Source organism: Collinsella sp. OM06-18AC (assembly GCF_003438785.1).
In the GTDB taxonomy this organism is placed as follows: Bacteria; Actinomycetota; Coriobacteriia; order Coriobacteriales; family Coriobacteriaceae; genus Collinsella.
The window spans coordinates 211,427-217,427 of record NZ_QSTX01000003.1 but is presented as its reverse complement, the minus strand read 5'-3'; the positions used below and the strand labels follow the sequence as shown (position 1 = coordinate 217,427).

General features: G+C 59.4%; 3 protein-coding genes. 1 reads left to right on the top strand and 2 read right to left on the bottom strand.

The window, feature by feature from the left end; all coding sequences use genetic code 11:
- Positions 1-195: 195 nt before the first annotated feature.
- Positions 196-3,660 (bottom strand): CAP domain-containing protein, encoded by a 3,465-nt coding sequence (locus tag DXB86_RS03385; protein ID WP_117736141.1) that lies wholly within the window; start codon positions 3,658-3,660, stop codon positions 196-198.
- 306 nt (positions 3,661-3,966) lie between these two features.
- Here DXB86_RS03385 and DXB86_RS03380 point away from each other — a divergent pair, with 306 nt between their 5' ends.
- Positions 3,967-5,106: a DUF389 domain-containing protein gene (locus DXB86_RS03380; RefSeq protein WP_117736140.1), complete on the top strand. Its 1,140-nt coding sequence runs from the start codon at positions 3,967-3,969 to the stop codon at positions 5,104-5,106.
- Between the two features lie 125 nt (positions 5,107-5,231).
- Here DXB86_RS03380 and DXB86_RS03375 read toward each other — a convergent pair whose 3' ends face one another.
- Positions 5,232-5,681 carry a hypothetical protein gene (locus tag DXB86_RS03375; RefSeq protein ID WP_117736139.1) on the bottom strand — a complete coding sequence of 150 codons (450 nt, stop codon included), beginning with the start codon at positions 5,679-5,681 and terminating at the stop codon, positions 5,232-5,234.
- Positions 5,682-6,001 lie beyond the last annotated feature (320 nt).

Here is a 6,001-nt window from a genome sequence, read left to right as displayed (position 1 = left end):
GCGGCCTAGTCGCTATTTAGGGCGTCCAAGATTTGGGACGCAGTTCACTTTCGCGGCTATCGACCGGGCTTTTTGATACCAACGCAAAGAAAGGCCGGCGCACTGCGTTTAACAGCGCGCCGGCCTTATCGGTTTAGCTATCGAAGCGTTCCTGCTATGAACCGAAGTTCGTTTGCAGAATCTACGCTCGAAACGCTACATCTGCTTGCGACGACGATCGCCCAGCGTCACGCCCGCAGCCACGAGCGTAATACCGCCGATAACGAAGACCTCGCCCGCAAGCGCAGAGTCATCACCGGTCTGGGCGAGCGCGGCAGGCGCGGCCTGTTTCTTGGCAACGGGGGCCTTTGCAGCAGCCTGCGCAACCTGAGGCTTGGCCTGCGGCTCAGCCTTGGGATGATACTTGTCGTACTCGGCCTGCGCGGCAGCCAGGGCATCCTTGGCATCGCCGAGCTCGGCAAGCGCGGCGGCATAGGCGTCGTTGGCATCGGACAGCTTGGCATCGGCATCGCTCAGAGCGGCCTTGAGGCCAGCGGCGGCATCGACGGCGGCCTTATAGCGAGCGTAGGCAGCGTTAAGCTTGACCAGCTTATCGTTGCCCGTCGTGCCCGCGGCAAGAGAGGCCTTGTGGTCGACAGCCTCAAGATCGGCCTTGAGTGCCTCGTCGTTGGCAAGCTCAGCCTTGGCCTTGAAGATCTCGAGGTTCGCATCGACGACGGCTTCGTTGGCGGCATCGAGCTGCTTCTGGGCATCGGCGACACCGGCGACGGCAGCGTCATAGGCGGCCTTGGCGTCGTCGACCGCCTTCTGAGCGCCGGCGAAGCGCTCGAAGGCCTTGTTCGCGGTAGCCAGCTCGCCCTCGGCGGCCTTGGCCTTGGCCTGCGCGTCGGACAGGGCCTGCGTCTTGGCGGCAACTGCCTGCTTGGCGTCCGAAAGAGCGGTCGCGGCATGCGCGTCTGCGGCCTGAGCCTTGTCAACGCCAGCTTGGGCAGCACCGTCGGCCTTCTTGGCCTCGCCTAGCGTGCCCTGCTTGTTCGCAAGGTCCGTATTGGCGGCATCGCGCTTGGCGGTAAGGTCCTTGACCGAAGCAGTGGCGTTGTCATACGCCTCATTGGCCTGATCGGACTTTGCCTTGGCGGCATCGCGGGCGCTGCGAGCCTTCGCCTTGTGAGCAGCGGCATCGGCTGCCTTCGTCTTGCTGTCAGCAAGCGCGGCGTTTGCCTTATCGAGAGCTACCTGGGCAGTAGCGGCCTCGCCCTTGGCGGCATCGAGCTTGGCCTGGGGCGTCTTGACGTCAATACCCTTGAGTTTGGCTTCAGCGGCGGTGTAGGCGGACTTGGCGGTAGCGGTGTCGGACTTAGCTTTCTCGTACTCACCCTTGGCGGTGTTCATGTTCACATCTGCTGCAGTGAAAGCGTCCTGGGCAGCATCCTGCCCGTTTACAGCTGCGAAGTAAGCTTCCCTAGTAGTTCCAAAGTTCTTCTGCGCCTCGGCGAGCTTGCCCTGAAGCTCCTTGAGCTGCGCCTTCTGCGCCTGCGTGCCGCCAGCGTTATAGGCAGAGTCGATGTAGTCGTTCACGAGCTTCTTGAACTCGGAGACAGTGAAATCAGCCTGAGTGTCATCAGCGCTGTAATCGAATATGGTTACCTCGGAATCGGTGTTCTTGCCGCTACCGGTCGCGATGCCGATAGCCTTCGTGCCGGCATCGATGATGTTGAGATAGTGCCCACACTCATCGTAGATTTTGACGTCCTTGTTGTAGTGCTGGTAGATATAGTAGGAATCATATCGATGGCTTCCAAGTGCGTCACCATACTGTTCGACGTACTTATCGAATTTCGCTTTCTCCTGGGTGTAGAGACCGGTATAGGGCCAACCGAGTGTATCCTCGGTCTCGCCGCCGGTATATGCGCCGCCTCCGCCGGCAAGATTTTCACCGTTATCCCAGTAGCAGCCTGAGTGTCTCCAGATGTTCGATGAATATGATGCATTAAGGGCGGCTGCCACAGTCATGCGGAGGCTGACGCTGAGCGCCGACTGACCGTTCGCCTTGCGGAGGTTGTTCTGGGTGTCGAGATATGTCAGGGCGTTGCGCATCTGCTCCAGGGAAAGCGGGTTGGTGTCGCGAGACATGTCCTGATCGACGTACTGGTCATACCATTCGGCCTTGTCATCGGCACCGGTCAGCATCGATACGGCGTCCTGGGCGTTCTTCTTCTGCGTGGCTGTGAACTGGCTGCCGTCGCTAATATAGTTCATGAAGCCGAGTATACCTTGGCTGATGACTTCCTGGTCAACGGTCATGTTGGACTTGAGCTCAGCAATCTGCTGCTCAAGAGCCTCAACCTGGACATTAGCAGCGTCATAAGCCTTTTCCGCGGCGTTCGAAGCAGCGCAGGCTGCCTCCCACTCGCTGCGCTTCTGCTTGCGAACTTCGACAAGCTTATCGTACTCCGCCTTCTTGTCGGCCTCGGTCTGCTGGGCCTGCTCGTATGCCGTCTTCGCGGCGTCACGCTTGCTGGCCGCGTCCTTGTACTCCTTGTTTGCCGCATCGTATGCAGACTGGGCAGATGCCACAGCAGCGTTGGCGGCGTTGGCCTTCTCCTGCGCGGCAGCGACGGCAGCCTGGGCGGCCTGCAGATTTGTCTGTGCGGTGGCGTCGGCATCCGTCGCGGCATTGAGCTCCGCCTGCGCGGTCTTGAGCTCACCAGCAGCAGCTTTCTTGGCGGCCTCAAGCGCACTCAGGTCAACACCCGTACCCGAGACGGCAGCATCGAGCGCGGCCTGCGCCTGGTTGAACTTCTGCTGGGCGTTATCGCGCGCGGTGGTTGCGGCTGCGAGAGCAGCGGCAGTCTCCTGCTTCTTGGCCTGGGCAGTCGTCAAAGCCGCCTCGGTATTCTGCTTTTCCTGCTGGGCGCTGGCCTCGGCAGCCTTGGCCTGGTCCAGATTGGCCTGTGCAGTAGTAACGGCCTTATTGGCGTCATCGAGCTTTGCCTGCGCGTCCTCGACGGCCTTCTTGGCGGCCTCGTACTCGTCCATACCCATGGCCTCGAGCTTGGCCTGGGCATCATCGAGGGCCTTCTTGGCCTCATCCTGCTTTGCCTTGGCGTCCTTGAGCGCCTGGATCTTATCCTCGACACTCTTGTTGGCCTGTTCGAGCCGATCGTTCAGGTCGCCCAGCTTCTTCTGCTGCTGCTCGGTCTTTTCGACGGCGGCTTTGAGCTCGTCAATCTTCTCCTGGAGCGCGGCGACTTCTGCTGCGTTCTGCTCGATTTCGTTGTCGCTCACAGCCTGCGAGGCCTGATTCTTTTGCTGCTGTGCCTGCTTTTGAGACTGGCCCGCCGCGTCGGCCTTCTTCTGAGCCGCATCGTAGGCGGCCTGAGCGTCCTTGAGCTGCTTTGCCGACTCCTCTGCCAGCTGAGCAGCCGTCTTTACGACCGCTTGGTTACCGGCGGCAACGGTGTTCTCTACAGAACTACCCCCCCCCTGAACAGAATCGCCGTTATCTGCCGTCGGTGCGGCGATTGCCGCCAGCGGCGACATGAGCGGCTGAGCGATGAGGCCCGCCGTCAAAACGGTTGCGACGGCGCGGTTGGCAACGCCCTTGACGTTGACAGTCTTGGCCCGAGGCTCAAAGTGTTGTGGACTGTAGCTTGCCATGGCTTTCTCCCTTTGACACGGATTTATCCATACGCTTCAAACTGTAGGTGCCGATTTTTGAATTCTGTTGCGCAACATTGGTCACCAGCGGATTTTTGAAACTCGCACTCTCGTGCTTCACAATTTCGTCACATATGTAGGAGCTGGTGCATCATATTCTTGCGGGATCGAATTGAGCCTGTGGTTTGTATTTGCTCCCGCGTCATCCGCCCTATCGGATTCCGCATCAAGCAGGCACCCCGCCCGCCGCGGTGTAGAGTTAAGACAACGGGCGCGTTGCGCGGACCGCGCTGGAACGAGGTGGACATGGAACTCGACAAACAACAGATCAAGCGGCTGCGCGAGCGTCATCATCGTCGTCACGGTATACGCCCTGCACACAGCGAGGCCATGGAGAATGCCACCCGTTTCCTTAAGCAGGCGTTCAACATACGCGAGGGACGCGCGCCCTATCACGTGATTCGCAAGCGCTTTGTAAACGGGGCGCGCCTGACTGGCTCGCACTTATGCATCCTGATCATTGCCATGTTGATCGCGAGCATCGGCCTCGATATCGACTCGGACATTGCCATCGTGGGCGCCATGCTCATCTGTCCGCTCATGGGCTCGGTCCTTGCCATGGCATACGGCATCGCCACGCTCGACCGCGAGATTGCCGTCGAGGCAATTGCCGGCCTCGCGCTGCAGATGGTCTTTTGTCTAATCACGTCCACGCTGTACTTTAAGCTCTCGCCCCTTGGCACCACCACGGCCGCCATAATCGACAACTCAACGCCCACCGTGTGGGACCTCGCTGTCGCGCTCGCCGGCGGCTTTGCGGGCGGGCTGGGCAACTCACGCGACCAGGAGCCCGCAACGCTCATCGCCGGCGTAGCCGTGGCGACCGCGCTCATGCCGCCCCTGTGCGCGGCGGGCTATGGCATCGCCATCGCGAGCGGGTCGCTGTTCCTCTCGGCCCTCTACGAGTTTGGCATCAACGTCGTCTTTATCGCGCTGGCGGCCGAAGCCGTATTGCTTCTTTTGCGTGTACCGCTCAAGCGTGACCTCAACGGCGACGGCATTGTGACCGCCGAGGAAAATGCCGAGGTCGACGAGCTGTCACGCAAAGTGCGCCGCCGCATCATCGTGGGCACGGTGATCTTTGCCATCCCCTGCATTATTATGACGGCGGGGTCTATTGGCTCGGCGCAGGCCGGCGTGCAAGACGGCTACGGCGTCACCGAAACCACGCGCGAACTTGCCGCGGTGCTGCCGAGTTTTAAAGATTACACCGTCGCTGTCGAGACCTCGGCTACCGAGGGCGACGAGGAGGGCGTCGTCGAGCGCGAGATTGTCGCCCATGTGACGACAAGCGAGGCGCTCGGGGAGCACGACCGTCGCGCTGCCCGCAAGCTCATCGACCTCAACGTACCCGAACTCGATCGCGTTGAGTTCGATGTGAAGTGATGCCGGCGCGGGATGAATGCTCGCACGGACGCAAGCTACGACAAGGCACAGACGCGATACGGACACGAGCAAATAGCGGGGTGCAGTTCACACCCGCACCCCGCTCGCTGTTTTATTGCCGTGAATCAACTGGCCGGATCGACATCGCCAGACTCCACCGTAAACGCCGGATCGGTGCTCACAAGATAAAATCGAGTCACCTTAGTATTTCTAATTAGGTAAATCTGCCCCTGATTGCGCCGGCGCGATATATACGCCACGTGGACCGTACCGAATTCTTCACCGTTTTCCTTCTTTAATATCAGGATGTTGGGGTCATCCGTACGCTTAAACTGCCCGTCTGTGCAGATTCCGTCTTGGTCGACCAGCTGCCATCGACAGTTGTCCTCCTCAAGAAAAGCCAGGGTTACCCGACTCGTTTTGTCATCCCGATAGAAACCATCAATGGCAAACCCTTCGGAAGCGCATTCCTGCATATAGGACGTTTCTCGGCTTATAGCAAACAGCCCTGTAGCGCCCAGGAGCACAGCCAGGCAGACCACTGCAAGGGTTATTGAGATAGTGCGGCGGCCCATGCTAGCCCAGCCGATAGTTGCTTAACGGAGCGTGAAACATACCTGGAACCTCCGATATCAGGGGGAACGTCGCCTATGGCCTGCCGGCAATCATATGTTTCCAACATCAAACCATATGGTTACAACTCGTTGGAGATAGGTTCCATGAACGGACGATAATTTGCGGCGAACGGCTACATATGTTCATTATCTCAGGGTTCTGGAGGCAATTTTTGGTGCCACCGAGACGTTGTTTTCGGAAGTATGCGGCAAATTCCGGAGCCCTCGAGCACACCCCGGTTTTTCACCAATAAAACCGCAGGTACAAAGCTTGGGCATAT